The sequence below is a fragment of the Butyrivibrio sp. MC2021 genome, assembly GCF_000621605.1.
GTDB lineage: Bacteria > Bacillota > Clostridia > Lachnospirales > Lachnospiraceae > Butyrivibrio.
Genome location: NZ_JHXX01000001.1, coordinates 934180 through 951724 on the forward strand (window position 1 = coordinate 934180; position 17545 = coordinate 951724).

Below are 17545 nucleotides of genomic sequence, written 5' to 3' on the forward strand. Positions count from 1 at the left end.
CCCTGTCAGATTTATCGTCCTTTTTCCATTACCTCGGAAACAAGCTCTGTCATCTCATCTTCCGTCATGCCATTATCGGAAGAAAGATAATAATACTGATTCTCTGTATTCCAAAGAGCAGTCTTCACAGTCTTACCTTCTCCCCAAAGGGTAACTGTGTAGTCTCCCACTGCCTTCTCGGAAACAACATCTCCTTCAACGAAAAATTCATCAAAGTTTGCTGAAGCCACTGCTTTAAGGCTTACGCTATCTCCATCCACCAGGTAGCTTATTTCAGCCATTCCATTTTCATAGCCAAGATAATGGGTCTCGGCAGATCTTGCCAAAAGACTCTCAATATCATATATCTCTGCGCCGGTATTCTCTGAAAGTTCTAAAGCAGAGGCAAACTCTGTGGCAGTTACTTCAAAGGCACTATCGCTGTCTTCCTCCATCTCATCCGCTTCTTCCATAGCCTCCATGGCCGGCATAGGAGTGCTGTTTATCTCGGATTTTGCCTTATCTGAGCCCGCTGCGGGAGCCGCCGGAGCCTCCATGGCTGCCTCCGGAGCAGCGTCTATCATGGCTTCCTCTGTGGCACTCTCTGTCATAGTGGCTGTTTCTGCCATCTCATAGGAGCCCGCAGGAGCTGAGGATCCCATTTCATGTCTGCCAACAGTTCCAAACACTGCATAGGCGCCAACCAGAACCACTGCGAACATGGCTGCCAGAGCACCGTACCGCCTTATAAAGGGTACTATCTTATTTTCCTTTTTCTTTTTTACTACTTCAAAAGAAGTTACATTCGAAGTATCTGCATTCTCGATATTTTGGAGGATGCGTTTTCTCATGTCGTCTGTAACTTTGACTTTATCCATAACTTCATTATATTTACTCAAAGTCATACGCCTCCTTCAAAATTGTTTTGAGCTTTTCCCTGCCCCTTTTAAGATCGGAACGGACTGTGGATTCGTTTTTGCCAAGGATCTCAGCTATCTCCTTTGTCGCATAACCTTCCTGGTAAAAAAGGTGCACAACCTCCCTGAAATTCTCGGGAAGCTCCTTCACCGCATCCCATACAAAGGCCAGATCAGACTTTTCCTCTGAAACCAGTTCCTCAGCCAGCTCGTCCGTCTCTCTGAGCTTGTTGTACTGAATCTTGTTCTTGCTAAGATTGGCGGCGACTCTAAGAAGCCATGCCTTCTCATGCTCAGCACTCTCAAAAGAAGGTTCGGTCTTAATGTACTGGATAAGGGTATCCTGCAGAATGTCCTCCGCATCGCTCATGTTATGCAGATAGGAATAAGCCATTCTGAGAATATTATTACCGTATTTATCAATAAGAATTCCTGCCCTCTCGGATGCAGTGGCTCCTGCTACCGGTTCGGCTTTTGCCACAGGGGCTGCAAATATGGATAAGGCGAAATTCCTTATTCTGTTAAGAAGGCTCTTTGCCAAATCGGGAATATCCCACATAAGGCTCCCGTATGGCTGAAAACTTGCGTTTTTCGTTATTACCATATTACTGTCCTCAACCTTTTTCTTTTCATATCTCCCGGCCCGGGCAGAAAATGAGCATGTCCAAGGCCTGTATTCTAAGACAGTATATCATAATTTGCCTTCCTGCTATATATACAAAACAGCCATTTGAAATGTTGCATTTCCAAGAAAAATAAATATAAAAAATCAGCCGCAGTACTGTTTAAAGCACTGCGGCTGACACATATCCATTATCAAACTTTAAAGCAGCTGCCTCCCACGAATTCTCTGCATATAGAATTCTTCGGAAGCATAGAGCTGTCTACGCTTACAAAATAGTCCAGGAACTTAAGAAGTCTCTTGGCCTCATAGTACTCAGGCTCGTCCTTGCCGATATTGAAAAGAAGCGGTTCAGCAAAGGGCTTAATTACAGCCAGCTCATAGATCTGGGCTGAGTTGAACATCTCATCTGCTCCCTCCTGGAAGGGGAAGATATTGGCTTCCTCTCCTGCTCTTACAGAGCCCCACATGCTGATGGTCTTCTTGGCGGAGGCTCCTCTGGTTCTGGCATCCCTGACAATTCTACGAAGAAGTCTTCCGTCAGTTGTTGGAATTCTGTTGTGATTATCGATGCTAAGGGTGGTCAGCGCACTGATATAGATCTTAAACTTGGACTCACTGGGAAGGGCATAACTCATTTTCTCATTAAGTCCGTGGATTCCCTCAATAACCAGAACGTCGTTCTTGCCAAGCTGCATGAACTCGCCGTTCATCTCTCTTTTACCTGTGACGAAGTTAAACTCAGGCATCTCCACTCTCTCACCTTTGAGAAGTCTTGTCATATCCTGATTGAATCTCTCAACATCAAGGGCTTCAAGGCACTCGAAGTTGTAGCTGCCATCCTCGTTAAGAGGAGTGTCCTCTCTGTTGACAAAGTAGTTGTCCAGACTGATGGGATGAGGCACAAGGCCATAGGTCCGAAGCTGTATGGAAAGTCTGTTGGCAAAGCTGGTCTTTCCTGAAGAGCTGGGGCCTGCGATCATTACGAACTTAACATCAACTCTCTGGAAGATCTTTCTTGCTATATCTGCGATCCTGCTCTCCTGAAGAGCCTCCTGAACCAGCATCATCTCATTTATGCGGCCGGAGCATACCATGTTGTTCAGATCTCCCACGTTGGCAATTCCCATCATGTTGCCCCAATCACTGGAGAGCATCATGGTATTAAAGAGCTTTTCCCTGGGCTCTGAAACCACCAGCTCCTCGGGATTCTTTTTGGTAGGAAGTGTCAGCATAAGTCCGTCATGATATTTATCCACTTGGAACTTCTCAATATATGAAGTATTGGGAAGCATATATCCAAAGAAATAGTCGTAGAAATCATCGATCCTGTAGACATTGATCTCAGAGCTTCTGCGGTACTTGAGAAGTGCAACCTTGTCGTTCATGCCCTGATTTCTGAAGATCTCTATGGCATCATCAAGGGGATAAACCTTTTTGGTGATCTGAATTCCCGCATCGCAAAGCTCTTTAAATCTCACAGAAACCTTTTGTGCCAGTTCCTCTGTAACAGGCACACCGTGAACAGAGCAATAATAGCCGTTTCCGATAGTGAACTCCACCTTGATAGATGAAGAGTCCTTGCATTCTGTCACATCGCGAAAAGCCTTGATAAGGATCATAACAGCGGTCCTTCTCATGGTCTCATAGCCGATATTGTCAGAAAAGGTGATAAAAGAGAGCTCGCCGTCCTTTTTTACAGCCTTAAAAAGCTCTCTTATCTTGCCGTTAAAATATACCGCAGCTATCCTGTGGGGGAAGTCCTTTTGATATTCCCTTGCTATTTTTTCAAAGGATGTACCTTTTTCGTATTCCTTTTTTTCTCCATTAATAGTGATAACAGGCATATATTAGCCTCCTCTATCTTCATTTTGTCAGATAAAAAAGAAGTATGTCATTTTCTTTGTTTTCTTCCTGCAGTTCAAGATATCTGTCACGGTGCTCTGAATCGGACAGACTCTTTAAAATAGATGCATTGACCTCAATTCCGTGGATCAGAAAATCCTTAAGAAGAGGGTCTCTGCGAAGGATATTGGATTCTCCGAATCGGTTACAGAGACTGACAGCGCTGCTCTCTTCACAGCCGGTCTTTTCTGTAAGGGATGCCACTGCCTCATTGAGAAACCGGGCTGACTTTCCGGTAAAATCCACCTCCATGGGAAAATAGTACTTACCTTCATCGAGGATTACCTTCTCCCGGACAATGGAATATCCCTTGCCTCGAAGATACTGCCTGAACTGGGAAAGCTCTGACTGGGGCTGGAGTATGGCTCTTTTAAGGCCCAGACGATGAATATCGCCCTCCTCCAGGATCCTGATCATGAGGTTTCCGCCCATACCGGCAATGACAAGAGCATCAGCCTCCCCTTCACCAAGTTCCTTAAGTCCGTCGGAAAGCCTGATGGTTATCCTGTCCTCAAGTCCATTTTCCTGTATATTAGAAAGAGCTCCTGACAGGGGGCCCTTTCTTACGTCCATGGCTATTGCCCTTTCGGCAATGCCCTTTTGTACCAGATATATTGAAACATATCCGTGGTCACAGCCCACATCGGCAACTGTGCCCACCTGATAATCTCCATTTAACATTTCCGCAATGGCCAGAAGCCTCTGCGACATTTTTACTTCAATATTCATCAGTCAAGATAATCCTTAAGCTTGCGGCTGCGGCTGGGATGACGAAGCTTTCTCAGAGCCTTGGCCTCAATCTGACGGATACGCTCACGGGTTACGTTAAACTCTTTTCCTACCTCTTCAAGAGTTCTTGCTCTTCCGTCATCAAGCCCGAAACGAAGACGAAGAACCTTCTGCTCACGCTCTGTGAGAGTTCCGAGAACCTCTACAAGCTGTTCCTTAAGAAGTGTGAATGCAGCTGCATCTGCAGGTACAGGTACATTGTCGTCCTGAATGAAATCACCAAGATGGCTGTCTTCCTCCTCACCGATAGGAGTCTCCAGTGAAACAGGCTCCTGGGAGATCTTGAGGATCTCACGAACACGCTCAACAGGCATGTTCATCTCTTTTGCAACTTCCTCAGGAAGAGGCTCACGGCCCAGCTCCTGGAGAAGCTGACGGCTTACTCTGATGAGCTTGTTGATGGTCTCAACCATGTGAACAGGAATACGGATGGTTCTTGCCTGATCGGCAATAGCTCTTGTGATAGCCTGTCTGATCCACCAGGTTGCGTAGGTCGAGAACTTGAATCCCTTGCGGAAATCGAACTTCTCTACGGCCTTGATAAGACCAAGGTTACCCTCCTGGATAAGATCAAGGAAAAGCATTCCACGGCCCACATATCTCTTGGCAATACTTACAACGAGACGAAGGTTGGCCTCTGCAAGGCGCTTCTTGGCTTCATTGCCTTCATAGATGATGGCATCAAGCTCCTTCCTTCTCTTCTCGGTCATCTTGTTCTTGCCCTTGTCCTCTTCGATTTCCTTCTCAGCGTCGATTCCGGCTTCCATGGCCTTGGCAAGATCGATTTCCTGCTCAGCTGTAAGAAGCGGAACCTTACCGATTTCCTTGAGGTACATTCTTACAGGGTCCTCAATGCTGATTCCGTCAGGAACAGAGAGGTCGATATTCTCCATATCAACTTCATCCTCATCGGAGATGAGCATGTCGTCATCATCGGGAATAACATCATCTTCATCTGTTTCTGAAACCTTAAGAACATCGATTCCTGAGTTCTCAAGAACTTCCAGAACATTATCAAGCTGCTCTTCGTTGAGATTAAGGTCACCGAAGAAATCATTTATCTCTGCGTATTCAAGTACGTTTTTCTTTTTCTTGGCAAGAAGAAGGATATCCTTGATTCTGGACATGAATACTTCTCTTGTGGCATCATCAAGTTCTCCGTCGGCTGATGCCTTGGATGCTTCTTCGCTCTCAGCCTTAGCTGCCTTCTTGGTCTTCTTTGCAGGCTTCTCTTCAGCAGGTTCTGCCTCTGCCTTAGCGGCCTTTTTAGTCTTCTTTGCAGGCTTCTCCTCGATTGCAGGCTCCTCAGCCTCTGCCTTGGCTGCCTTCTTGGTCTTCTTTGCAGGCTTCTCCTCAGCTGCAGCCTCCTCAGCCTCTGCCTTCTTGGAAGACTTCTTAGCCTTGGTCTCTTCTTTAGCCTCTTTAGTCTCCTTCTTGGCTGTCTCTTTCTTTGCTGCTGTCTTTGTTGTTTTAGCTGCCTCGGCCTTGGTTGCCTTAGCAGCAGACTTTATTGCCTTTTCAGTTTCCTTGCTTACAGTTTCTTTCTTAGCCATATGTTTTATATCCTTTTCTAATTAGATTTTGTTTTCTTAATCATCAGGTGATATTTCTGTATGTGCCAGTTTTTCCAGGTCCTTCTTACCCTGAATGGTCTTGATCAGAAATTCGGGATCGTCCGGTTTGAGTTCTTTTTTCTGCCTCTCGTATCCTGCCAGCTTAACGCCGTAGATGATATCATGGAAGGCCTTCTTCCTCTGATCCCTGGTTTCGATCTCCACCAGGTTGGTGTTGAACATCTCAGCCACCTGTGCGTGTTCCGCTTCGTCCTGGAAGTGATCCAGAATCGCCGCCGGGGAAAAGCCTCCGTTTTTAAGGCCTTCAAACAATTCCCCTGCCACTCTCCTGTAAAGGTCATCCGAAAAATCTTCCGGAGACACATACTTGATCACCTTGTGGTATAGTCCCGGCTCATCCGTAAGCCATGTAAGTAGGAGCCTCTGGTTCTTCTTTGCACCGTCCTCGGGATTTATCTTTTTCTGAATGCCTGACTTTGGTCTCTCTGCAGGCCTTACTATCCCGCCCTGGTTGGCAAAGCCGGTAACCATGCGTCTTAAGTCGTCCACCGGAATATTGTACCTCGCGGCTACTGCCTGTATGTAGTTTTCTCTCTCAAGTGCCTCCTCAAATTCACAGAGCTTTCTTGCTATCGCCTTGTAAAAATCTGTCTTGGCATCCGGATCGGACATATCGTGCTGTCTCTCCATCACCCTCACTTCGAAGAAGAACGGATTCTCAGCATTCTTGACCCTCTCCTCGAAGGCTTCTTTGCTTTCATTCTTGATGAATTCATCCGGATCCTTGTGGGGCTGAAGATTAAGGACCTTACCTTTAAGTCCCACTTCCTTCAGGATTCCTATTCCTCGAAGAGCAGCCTTGGTGCCGGCTTCGTCGCTGTCATAGGAAAGAATGACTTCATCCGTATATCTCTTTAGCAGCATAGCCTGTCCCACGGTAAAAGCTGTTCCAAGGGAGGCCACCGCCATGTTAAAGCCCGCCTGATGCATGGCTATAACATCCATATAACCCTCACAGATTATCATGTAACCTGCCCGGGAATTCTTGGCATAATTAAGTCCGAATAGGTTCCGGCTCTTATCAAAGATAGGCGTCTCCGGAGAATTCAGATACTTGGGCTTGCCATCACCCATGACTCTGCCTCCGAATCCTATAACCTTGTTGGAGGCATCCTGTATAGGGAACATAACTCTGTTCCAGAATTTATCGTGGGTTCCGAACTTCTCGTCATAAGAAGCCAGCCCCGCTTCTATTATCTGTTTGTCATCAAAGCCCTTGCTCCGAAGATGCTTCACCAGATCGTCACTGGTGACATTGGCATAGCCAAGACCAAAGTGCTGAAGGGTCTCATCCGTGAGCTCTCTTTTTCTGAAATATTCAAGGCCCTTTTCTCCGGATTTGCCTCTTAGCTGGTAGTAGTAATATCTGGCTGCTTCTTTGTTGATCTCAAGAAGTATCTGCTTCTTATCCCTGGCAGCCTTGGCTGAAGGAGATTCATCCTCCTCCGGAAGCTGGATTCCTGCCCTTTCCGCCAGCTGTTTGATAGCCTCCTGGAAGGTCAGATTGTCATATTTCATCAAAAAAGTGATAACATTGCCTCCCGCTCCGCATCCGAAGCAGTAATACATCTGCTTGTGGCCGGAAACTGAGAAGGAGCCGGATTTTTCATTGTGAAACGGACATAGTCCAAAATAATTCGCTCCCTTCTTCTGCAGATGAACATATTGTCCTACGACATCCACTATGTCATTCCGGGAGCGCACTTCTTCTATAATTTCATCAGAATAACGCAAATGACTTCCCTCTTTTCATACCTTTATAAATAATTACTGCTTATAAAACTCCCCAGGAGCGCGGTACATATATCTCCTCAAAAACTGCGACGGCATATCTGTCCGTCATGGAGCTGACATAATCACAGACAGCTCTCTCTTTTGTTTCGCCTTCATCCATCATCTTCTTGATGGTGGTAGGCAGCTTATCTATATGCTCAAGATAATATCCGTAAAGGATCTTGATCATATCCTCAACCTTGCCCTCCTGCCCTTTGGCAATGGGGTTGGTATAAACTCTCTCAAACATAAATTTACGAAGCTTGTGAAAAGCATCATAGATCTCGTCCGACATAAGAATATTGTCAGTGTCCATGCTGTTGGAGATAATGTCATGGATAAAGGTATCAAGCCACTCTCTCTTGGACTGACCGATCACGGCCCTGAGGTCCGCCGGTACATCCTCCTCAACTAAGATGCCGCCTCTTATGGCATCATCCATGTCATGATGCATATATGCAATCTTGTCGGAAAGTCTGACAACCTTGCCCTCCAACGTACCCGGTGTAAGATTCATCTCATGATTGAGAATGCCGTCTCTGACCTCCCAGGTAAGATTAAGGCCCATTCCTGAGTTCTCCAGCTTCTCCACTATACGAAGGCTCTGCTCATTGTGTCTGAAGCCTCCGGGATTAACGTCATTAAGAGCGCGTTCTCCCGCATGACCAAAGGGGGTATGCCCAAGGTCATGTCCCAAGGCGATGGCCTCCGCCAGATCCTCATTCAGCATAAGAGCCTTGGCAATGGTCCTGGCATTCTGTGAAACCTCCAGAGTATGAGTCATCCTGGTCCTGTAATGATCTCCGTCAGGGGACAAAAAAACCTGAGTCTTGTCCTTCAGCCGCCTAAAAGACTTGGAATAAAGAATCCTGTCTCTGTCGCGCTGAAAACAAGGCCTGATATCACAAGGCTTTTCTTCTCTTTCCCTTCCTCTGGAATTCATGCTGAGAGTAGCATGTTTACTTAAGATCCTGGTCTCTCTGTCTTCAAGTTGTTCGCGAATTTTCAATTTTTGTTCTTCCTTTTTTGTACGATACTGTAAAAAGAAATCCCACATCTTTATTATTCGACGTGGGATTCCAAAAACCTTTTTTATTTTCAAAAAAATTTAAACAATTTGCTCAGCATTGGTCCAAAGGGCGATTCGCTCTTCATATTGTTTGTTAAACCATTCAACGGCTTTCTCCAGGCCTTCCTGGGAAACCTCAAAATCCTCCGATGTCATCAGGGCCTTGTCGGTCTCTGAATAGGAGTAGGGCTCAGGCCATACTGTTGCAAGAAGCGTTGCCGGTCCTCTCTTATCAATGGGTGTGAACTTGACATTCTCAAGGGGTTCCCTTGCCAGTCTGTACCTCATTCCCTTGTAGCTTCCAAAGAAAGCCTCTCCGTATTCATAGTGCATCAGATTAAAAAATGTATTTAACTCAATTGCCATTAAAAATCCACCCTGCCTGTTTCACTGTGGTTTACAACATAATAAGCGGCATTCTCGGAAGGCTTGATATAAACCTGTATTTCCTTGATGTCGGTCACGCTGTTGCCGCGATTAATAAAGTCCCTTTTAGCCTTCTCAATGATGTCTGTTGTTCTGAGCTCATGGCTGTTGTACTGGACGAATACCTCTTCCTTGCATCTGTGCTTGGCAGCCAGAATGCCTATATCCTGTCCCACAGCCTTGGCAACCTTGGTCGCCCTCTGGGATCTCTTCTTAACAACCTCCGCTGCGGGAGCGGCTTTTTCTCTGACCTTCCTGATAACAGGTTCTGCCTTGGTCATAACATCATCATAAACCGGCTCTGCCTTGGTTTTGATATCTCTGATAACGGGCTCCGCAGCATCCGTTACTTCCTTTGCAAGTTCCTTTAGCTTTTCTTCTGTTGTCTTCTTATCCACGGTGATCCTCCTAAAGTAAATGCCAAATTATGATTCTTTTTTTATTTTATGCTCTTTAATTACTCTAGTCAAAGTACCGGCCAGTACAGCTATTGCCAGAAGCAAAATGATATATGAAGATGTCATATTCCTGTCGGAAGTCTCTCCTCGTCTTACTCCCAGAACCTGTGGAAGATCAGAGCTCTGATCTCTGTAAGCTCCGAGGACCTCAGGAAGATCCGGAACTACGCTGCTCTCTGTTGTTACAGTGCTCTCCTGAGCGGGTTGCTGTTCCTCTGAAGGGGTTGGCTCCGGAGTGGGAGCCGGTTCCGGTGTAGGCTTCGGAGTAGGCTTAGGCTCCGGCTTTGGTTCGGGTTCAGGCTTAGGTTCAGGTTCCGGCTCCGGTTCAGGTTCCGGCTCAACCGGAATCTTACTGTTGGTGAAGGTAAACTCATACCTGTTGTTGCCCTTCCTGTACTCGATAAATGTCACCTTGTCATATTCATCTCCCAGGAAAGCCTTAAGATCGGCATCTATTCTGTCAAACTTGGTTCCCTTGAACAGGAAATAATGCTTTGTCTCATCGATCTGATAGCCCTTTGGAGCAACTTTTTCCTGATAGTAATAAAGTGTATCAAAGATGAGAGAGTTGTACTTTCCGTCCACATCAAATATTACGGCAAACTCCTCATCATCAGTGGTTTTCTCAGCCACAAGACTGCTCTCTCCGGTCTTAAGATCAACTCTGTAAAGGCCAATCTCACAACCTGCAAGTCCTGCAAGAACAAATTCCTTATCTACCTTGTAGATCTTAACACTTCCTCTGCTGCTTGAGATCTTGGCAGATACATCCTTAACCGTATACTGCTTCTCAACCTTGGAGGAATTGGAGATATCAGCATGAAGTATAGCAGTGTTGGAAACATCAACCTCAACTGTTGAATCGGTCACTTCCCTGCCGCTGTCTGTGTCAGGCTTAACAGCATACTTAACCAAAAGAGCTGTGCTGTCGGGAACGGTTATCTTAAACACTCTGCCCTCATCATAGGATTTAACAGCATCCTCTGAAAGAGGAACCTCATTTTCTGTTCCGTAATAATAATATACCTTAAGGCTTCCCGGCACAAAGAATCCGTTCTTAAGCCTGTCCTCAAGAACCAGTGTGTCACTGTCCTTCTTAAGGTCCACAGCCTCTTTATTGACTACGATCTCATACTCGATCTGCTGCGCCTCTTCATTAAGTCCGGAGGTCTTCTTAAGGAATGTGAACTCCTCTACGCTGCTGGCATTGGTTCCGCCAATGCTTCCTCCAACGGTAGCTATAACATTATTGTCAAAAGATACTGTTTCAGTACCGTCATTCTGAGCCATCTTCTTTATCTCAGTAAGGTACTCGTCATCAATATAGGACTTGAACTCTAAAATGTAGAAGTTGTCGCCGGCCTTTTCCCATTTGAAGTTCCATTTAAGAACATCCCCCAGCTCTGCTGACTTCTCAGCCTTGGGTTCTAATGAGAATGTAGTTCCGTCAGCCTTTGTGATAACACTTGAACCCTCAAGATAAACAAGCTTATCAGGAAGAACTTCGGTCACAACCGCATCTGCGCCGGTCTCAATATCTGCATTGGTCTGTCCCAGCTCATTTCTGTTGATGTAGATCTTCCAGGGAATCACATAATGACCGTCCTCATAGTAACCCTTAAGTGCTTCCTTATGCATGGGAAGTCCCTCGGTTACGATAGGATAAGAGGCATCATCTCCAACCGTTTTGCCGTCGATGATAAGCTCTGTGTGGTTCACTATGTCAATGGTGCTTCCCTGAGGGAATGAGTGGTTATCTTCTGTTCCGTAGTAATCCTGAGTCTTGTAATAAAGCTCATAGCTTCCGGGCTCAAGCTTCTCCACAGTAAGAGTAAAGGAATCCTTGGCATATTTTACATCATACTTGGTTACGGGAGTCTTATTGCCCTTATCGTCAACCTTGTAAAGCTCAATGCCCTCCAGCATCTTTACACCGATCTTTTTGCCGGCAAGCATTCCTGTATCTGAGGCAGGAGCAATGATGTCCTTGATGGTGATGCTGTAATTATCCCTCGGGCCGTTAACGGTGAAATCTGTCTTCCAGGTCACGATACCCTGTGCATCTCTCTTGGTGAAAACATTCTTCTCAATACGGGAATCAAACTTTCCATAGTGATAGTACCCTTGAGTTGCACTGGAATTGCCAATGAGGGATTCACTGTCATAGAGATAAACATCATTGTTGTACTTGGTGCTGGTAGAAGGCACATCCGTAATCTTGGTGTAATACTTAAGTCTGTAGCTGTATGCGGGAGCATTCTCCGGGAATGTATACTTCAGTGTCCAGTTATCGCCCTCTTTGCTGATTCCTGTCGCATAATCGAAATGCTTCCAGGACTTGCCATCCTTGGAGTATTCGATCTCAACTGAGGTATCAGAGAACTCCATTCTCTCGTCCAGGACATCCACAAGAGTCTTACCTGCGATATCCATAGGACTTCCGCCGTTAACATATACGATCCAGCAGGCAACGCCATCCGCTGAAATGGTTCCGCTGTTTGTTTTCCTTACCCAGTAGTGATTGGTGGCGCAGGTAGCATAGCTAATAACCTGATGCTCACCGGTGCAGCCCTTCCACTGCCATTTTGCTGTATTTCCATAGCCCTTCTCAATGGCATCGGTAGCAACTGCATCCTGGAGCTTGGTTGCCTTGGCTGTATATCTGAGGATATATCTGCCCTTCTTGATCTTACCCACATTTACATTGAGAGTATGTGCATCCGCAAGCTCATAGGTGGCAGGAATGTTGGTGTTGTTCTCTGACTTAAAGGACCATGTGCCCTGTACAAATTCAAGGTTCTCTCCCAGTACATCAGTGATTGTAAAATCATCGGTGTCTGCGGATACATCGAATACGACCTTGAAATTGGCCTCACCGGAGCGGATCTCTACAGGATCCTTGGTGGCGGTGATAACAGGCTTTTTAACCTCGATATACTTGGTGGGACCGCCGGGGAATTCAATGGCCACGGGATCATCACCGATATCTCCTCCGTTGCTCAGCTTGCACTCAAGCTTCAGACTTCCGTTTATGCCGTTGGGCTTGTTCTCAAGGTAGTCCTTATTGATCACGAAGGTAATAACATGAGGCGCTGTGAAAACAGCCTTACCTATTACCTGATCTCCATCCTTGACCTCGATCTCCTTATTAAGCATGCCGGTAAAATCAAGGGTATCCGGTAAAGTGTAAGTAAATACTCCATCCGGAATAGACTCTGCATCATATACATGGAAATCAAAGGAAAGGCTGAACTCCTCATCAATGTCTCCTATTTCTTCAGGAATCTTAAAGTTGTCAACTTTTCCGAAATCCGGATTGCTGAGATCATTCTTAATTGGTTCCTTCTCAGAAGAAGCTGCCGCGGCCGAATCATCCGAAGCCTCTGAGGAAGCCTGATCCGCTGCATCCTCTGCTGAACTGCTCTCAGAAGAAGCATCCTCTATGGAACTGCTCTCTGAAGCTGCCTCCTCTGTAAAACTGCTGTCTGAAGAAGCCTCCTCCACAGAACTGCAGCCTGAAGAAGCATCAGTGGCCGGGGCATCCTGAGATGACACCTGAGCTGCTGCGCCGTTTTCCTCTGATGACGCCTCTGATGAAGCATCCTCACTATTATCTGTTGAATTTTCTGTTGATGAAACATCCGAAGATGATGCCTCTCCGGATCCCTCAGATGCAGATTCAGCAGGTTCCTGAGTTGATGCCTCCCCTGATGCATCCAGATCTGCTTCTTCCGCAAAAGAAATATCTTTCAGTGAATACTCTGCATCATCATTAATATAATCAGATGCAGTGACAGTTTCTCCATCCATTCTGAAAATGTCCAAAGAACCGATGGTGGAGAAAAGAGTGGTCAGAGTCAGTGCTCCTACCAACAATCTTCTAACTACATAATTCTTCATTCCTTGAATACGCCTCCCACAAAACTTTTTTCTCCCCAATAAGAAAATATATATATTATCTGCCGAATCTGCTCATGAAGTTTGCTAAAGGTCCGATTGCTTCCTGCAGATCGCTTATTGCCTTGTTTAGTCCGTCAAAATCCACCTCTGACATAGACTTCACAGCTGAACTGAGTGCCTCCCCATTTGCATTTACCAGTTCATTGAGATTATCGCTGGCGGACTCCATGCTGGCTGTCATCTTGTCAACCTTGGCCAGGGAATCCTCCGCCTTAACTGCCACCTGGTTGATATGATTCAGAGTTGTTGTAGCCCTCGGAACCATCAAAAGTGCTGCTACCAGAACCACCAGGAGCGTCCCCACCATGCATCCTGTTGAGATTCTCTGTAGAAGCAGTCTCTTTTTGGAAAGGTCCCTTATTTCTGTCAATACATCCTGGTTCTCTTTTGTAGCAACATTATCCGTACTTGTAGCCTCAAAATTATCGTCCATCATTTTCCCCTCTTTTTGGAATTATTTTTCAGTACTCAGGATAAAAAACGGCCTACCGATAACGCTAGTAAGCCACACATAATATAACTGCGTAGAAATTTAAACGTACTATAACACAACAAGACCTATTATTCAAGCCCTGTAGCGGCTTCCGGCGTTTTTCTTCCCCATCAGCCCCAGCTATCAGGTGAATCTAATTCAATGTAACCGATCTCATATTTTCCGTTCACATAATTAAGGTTAAAGCCCATCATGGGTCCCCACCTGTGAAGGGGCGCCACGTAACATCTCAATACCGGATTGCTTTCATCAATTATTTCGGCGTAAAAAACAGGTCGCTGCTGTGTTGTGAGATTCTCTGACCACCAGTTGGAAAGGTAGTCTTCATCTACTTCTTCTGTTCTTGTTAAACCTGCTTCTCTAAGGGTAAATGTGATCTTATTGTCCTCAGGCTTTTCATAATCCACATTAAAGCCCTTGGCTCCGTTTTCTATTTTCACCAGAGGAAGCTCTGCTTCAACATACTCTCCGGAAGCCCGGTCAAAAAGCCACATTTCACCGAAGGAGTATGGGTCTGTGCTGGTGTCATAGGTAAGGGTTACCAGAATCTCTTTTTCACCGTCTCCGTCAAGATCTCCGGACTGAATATGAGGAAAACCGGTTTCCCAGCCTTCAGGAGTAACCAGCTTATCGCCATTGCCGAACTCTATTGTGTAGATGACTGTTTCCTTATCTTCATTCCAGCTGCGGCTAACTCTGTCGTTCTTGCCGTCGCCGTCATAATCACAGTTCAGAAATTCCTCCTGCCAGGTGTAGGTGTTACATTCATCTACATAGCCTTCATATTCCCAAAGATCAAAGGGTGACCTCTCCGTTTCTGTATCGGCTTCTGTTACGGTATCTGATGCAGGTTCTGCCAGTGCTTCAGATATTGCCTCTATGGCTGAGGACATATCTATAGCAGACGCATCTTCTGTCATGGATGAGTCAGACCTCTTAACCACAACATGCCCTTTTGCCTTCTTGCCTGTTACAGTAACAGTGTAAGTACCGTCAGCGGAAACGGTTACCTTAAAATCAGAAGTATCCATGGAATCGCCGCGGTATGAAGGCTCCTTATCTTCGGACTGGATCAAAAGAGAAATTTCACCGGATTCTTTAGTTACTGAAACATCAAGGCTCTCACCCTCTTTTAATTCCAGATCATGGGAAAATGATGTGTTCAAAACCTTGAACTCAATGTCAAAATGATCCCCATCCCCTGTTTTGCTGCCGTCAAAGGTTGCCCCTTTGCCGCATCCCACAAGCATCGTTGTCATTAGCATAATGATCCCAATAACACTAATTACTTTTTTCATCATTAGTCTCCTTTATTCAATCCATAAACTTTCCCATCATCACAAAATTGTTTACCGGATAAAAGCCTAATCCGGAATAGAACTTCTTATGCTTATCATCATATTCTTTGAAATACCCCATAAGATATCCGGTTATATTATCATTCTGATCCATCTGAACCAGGCACATCGAATCTTCCATTGTCAGCACCTGATGAATCCTCTTATAGGCTTTTTCATAGGTCCAGCAGCAGTCTTCAACTGTGTTGTAGTATTCAATATTTTTCCCGACTACATACTGTAGATCGTTCTCAGTCATTTCTCTGTATTTCATTATTTCACCATTCTAATTGCCGTTGCCTCGTTTTTCATCATCGGTTTCCATCTTCTTGATAATTATCATCTTCTACTCATAATCTATTCTACCGCTGTCCTAAGGCTGCAATTTCATAATCGATCAGCTTGTATATCCAGCTATCCAAATCAGAGAAAGCATAACCTGCTTCTTTTGCTTTATTTGTGCTAAAACTCAGTATATCCTCCACTCCGTTATAGGGAGCAGGGTCGCCGTTTTCGGCCAAGACAGCCTTTTTCCCAAGCTTCTTTTCTGCATAACTTATAATTTCGGAAATCCTGATTGTTCCGTTGGAGCAGCCATTCACAGCGCCGCTGATGGGATGATCGACAATATATGCGATAAATTCTCCGGCTTCTTTCTCGTAGATAAAAGACATTGCTGAGTCCGGATAATCCACGTACATAGGCTGCTCATTCCAGATATGTTCCAGGTAAAAACGAAATCTTCCGGTATAATCGTTTTCTCCAAGTACAACAGGATAACGCACGAAAGTACAGGCTGACGGGTCCATATATTCCAGTGCTGCCCTCTCTGCATTGCGCTTGGTCGTAGGATAATCTTTTAATCTGCCTGTCCATTCCAATGGATATTCCGCGGTTACAAACTCATCCTCAGTTATGTCCCCATGATTTCTCTGATAGACAGAACAGGTAGACATCTGAATATATCTGTCACAGCTGACATTTTCCAAAAGAGCTTTTACATCATTGGAGCCGTAGGCAATCTTATCAATGATCACATCAAACTTCCGGTTTTCCAAAGCATTTTTTACACTTCCCGGGTCCATCCTGTCGAGAGTAACATAGCTTACTTCTCCATCAAAATCCACCTTTGTGTTTCCTCTTGTGGCAATGGTCACATCATGTCCCTTCGCAAGCAGTGCATTTATCATTGGAATTCCAAAATATCTTGTCCCGCCAACAACCAGTATTTTCATGAGTAAAATCCCCTTTTTATCACGATTGTATCTTATTTTTCTGATTATACTCAATAAATATGCGGGTTACAACTTTTTTGTGGCCGCTACTTGCCTTAAATACTGAGTTTTTGATGCAACAAAGGACCACTTATCATTTGGTAAGTGGTCCTCCTGTTTATTATTTTTTCTTTAAAACATTTCCCTTCAGCTGAAGCTCTTTTCCTGAGTCAGTTACAAGCTCTTCTACCCCCTGCTCGATGATATCGAACTTCTCGGAAAGCTTGTTCAAAAGCTTGTTGCTTCCCTCGTTGCGAACATCTGCTTCGTAGAAAAATACTTCTTTCTTATACTCTGTACAAACATAATCGAGAACTTTGCTTAAAGCCTCAAAGGCATATCCCTTCCTCTGCTGGCTCTCAACAAGCCAAATACCCACCTCAGGGCACTCCTCCTGAAGGCCGTGAACCTCTGCGCTTCCAACAAATTCCCCGTCACTGTTTAAAATGGAATAACATAAGCCTGCTCCCGCATTCATCTCATCGATGAAATCCTGCAGAAGAGCCTTGGCATCATCGATGGTTTCGAAAGGATCCGGCCACTGATATTTGGTTATCTCGCTGTTAAAGTTATTGTGATATGCCTCCAGATACTTCATATCAAAGGGTTCAAGGGTTAATCTTTCTGTTTTTATCATACATTCCTCCTGTTGTTACCCCCCATCACGAATAAAATTAGTACGATTATACCCAATAAAAAAGCGACTTACAACCATTTGAACTACATCATTTAAATAATTGAGTACTGCATGAACTCATATTTTAGCTGTGTGCCCTCTGCTATACCCTCCGGTAAAAGAGCTCTCGCCACAAGCTTAAGGTCCTCGGACTCAATGTCTGTTCTCTTTAAATTGGCATAGTCGCCGTCAATACTTACTACTATATAATACCAGGTCTCCATAACTGCTCC

The 17545-nt window shown here is 45.1% G+C and carries 16 protein-coding genes; all 16 read right to left on the minus strand.

Annotation, left to right across the window (positions count from 1 at the left end; translation table 11 throughout):
- Positions 1-11: 11 nt before the first annotated feature.
- The 16 genes from T359_RS0103875 to T359_RS0103950 all read right to left on the minus strand — a co-directional run bounded on the left by T359_RS0103875 (position 12) and on the right by T359_RS0103950 (position 17536).
- On the minus strand, positions 12-878 hold the full coding sequence (locus tag T359_RS0103875) for a hypothetical protein (protein WP_026516339.1): 867 nt from the start codon (positions 876-878) through the stop codon (positions 12-14).
- Complete coding sequence (locus T359_RS0103880; RefSeq protein ID WP_242839038.1) at positions 871-1500, minus strand: RNA polymerase sigma factor; 630 nt, start codon at positions 1498-1500, stop codon at positions 871-873. Before T359_RS0103880 ends, T359_RS0103875 begins: the two co-directional genes overlap by 8 nt.
- A 212-nt stretch (positions 1501-1712) precedes the next feature.
- Complete coding sequence (locus T359_RS0103885; protein ID WP_026516341.1) at positions 1713-3365, minus strand: nucleoside kinase; 1653 nt, start codon at positions 3363-3365, stop codon at positions 1713-1715.
- 19 nt (positions 3366-3384) lie between these two features.
- Positions 3385-4152 carry a class I SAM-dependent methyltransferase gene (locus T359_RS19200; RefSeq protein ID WP_051544890.1) on the minus strand — a complete coding sequence of 256 codons (768 nt, stop codon included), beginning with the start codon at positions 4150-4152 and terminating at the stop codon, positions 3385-3387.
- Complete coding sequence (gene rpoD / locus T359_RS0103895) at positions 4152-5339, minus strand: RNA polymerase sigma factor RpoD (protein WP_026516342.1); 1188 nt, start codon at positions 5337-5339, stop codon at positions 4152-4154. Before rpoD ends, T359_RS19200 begins: the two co-directional genes overlap by 1 nt.
- 462 nt (positions 5340-5801) lie before the next feature.
- Positions 5802-7580: a DNA primase gene (gene dnaG, locus T359_RS0103900; protein ID WP_026516343.1), complete on the minus strand. Its 1779-nt coding sequence runs from the start codon at positions 7578-7580 to the stop codon at positions 5802-5804.
- Positions 7581-7620: 40 nt separating this feature from the next.
- A complete protein-coding gene (locus T359_RS0103905) occupies positions 7621-8628 on the minus strand; it encodes a deoxyguanosinetriphosphate triphosphohydrolase (protein ID WP_026516344.1) in 1008 nt (335 codons plus the stop codon).
- 99 nt (positions 8629-8727) lie between these two features.
- Complete coding sequence (locus tag T359_RS19210) at positions 8728-9054, minus strand: hypothetical protein (protein WP_051544891.1); 327 nt, start codon at positions 9052-9054, stop codon at positions 8728-8730.
- Positions 9054-9512, minus strand: a complete 459-nt coding sequence (locus tag T359_RS21280; protein WP_051544892.1) for a DUF6465 family protein — start codon at positions 9510-9512, stop codon at positions 9054-9056. Before T359_RS21280 ends, T359_RS19210 begins: the two co-directional genes overlap by 1 nt.
- Before the next feature lie 27 nt (positions 9513-9539).
- On the minus strand, positions 9540-13472 hold the full coding sequence (locus T359_RS22385) for a SpaA isopeptide-forming pilin-related protein (RefSeq protein ID WP_026516345.1): 3933 nt from the start codon (positions 13470-13472) through the stop codon (positions 9540-9542).
- Between the two features lie 55 nt (positions 13473-13527).
- Positions 13528-13968, minus strand: coding sequence for a hypothetical protein (locus T359_RS0103925; protein ID WP_026516346.1), 441 nt, complete (start codon positions 13966-13968; stop codon positions 13528-13530).
- Between the two features lie 167 nt (positions 13969-14135).
- Entirely contained in the window at positions 14136-15323 is a 1188-nt protein-coding gene (locus T359_RS21285; RefSeq protein WP_051544893.1) for a VCBS repeat-containing protein, read from the minus strand.
- 16 nt (positions 15324-15339) lie between these two features.
- Positions 15340-15636, minus strand: a complete 297-nt coding sequence (locus tag T359_RS19225) for a hypothetical protein (protein ID WP_051544894.1) — start codon at positions 15634-15636, stop codon at positions 15340-15342.
- A gap of 88 nt (positions 15637-15724) precedes the next feature.
- The gene (locus tag T359_RS0103940) at positions 15725-16597 is read right to left on the minus strand and encodes an NAD-dependent epimerase/dehydratase family protein (RefSeq protein ID WP_026516347.1); all 873 of its coding nucleotides are present in this window, start codon (positions 16595-16597) and stop codon (positions 15725-15727) included.
- 160 nt (positions 16598-16757) lie between these two features.
- A complete protein-coding gene (locus tag T359_RS19230; protein ID WP_051544895.1) occupies positions 16758-17273 on the minus strand; it encodes a GNAT family N-acetyltransferase in 516 nt (171 codons plus the stop codon).
- A 92-nt stretch (positions 17274-17365) separates the two neighbouring features.
- Positions 17366-17536: a hypothetical protein gene (locus tag T359_RS0103950; RefSeq protein ID WP_026516348.1), complete on the minus strand. Its 171-nt coding sequence runs from the start codon at positions 17534-17536 to the stop codon at positions 17366-17368.
- Positions 17537-17545: the final 9 nt, after the last annotated feature.